Origin of the sequence: Rhizobium ecuadorense, assembly GCF_001187535.1 — a bacterium.
Lineage (GTDB): Bacteria > Pseudomonadota > Alphaproteobacteria > Rhizobiales > Rhizobiaceae > Rhizobium > Rhizobium ecuadorense.
The window spans coordinates 1-239 of record NZ_LFIO01000159.1 but is presented as its reverse complement, the minus strand read 5'-3'; the positions used below and the strand labels follow the sequence as shown (position 1 = coordinate 239).

The window sequence follows — 239 nt, the reverse complement described above, 5'->3', positions numbered from 1 at the left end:
GTTCCGAATTTCAAATGGAATGGCCGCCACGGTCAGGGCGGGCAAAGAGCTTTCCAGAGGTTGATCGTGCGGGATGGTTTTCCCTGCCCGACGCAGCCATAAAGCTCTTGAAAGGGCAGCGACCAATGCTTCCCGACCTCCTGACGCATCTGGAACGAGCGGCCCGAAGTTATTGATCGAGCCGTCATCTCACTGCACTCATGCGTGAGGTGCGCGGCAGCCATGAGTTGCTTCTGAAG

1 pseudogene is annotated in these 239 nt (G+C 57.3%); it reads left to right on the top strand.

Features of this window, described 5'->3' with window-relative positions:
- A pseudogene (locus AF337_RS45020) lies at positions 1-176 on the top strand (NUDIX hydrolase); the annotation flags it as partial.
- Positions 177-239: the final 63 nt, after the last annotated feature.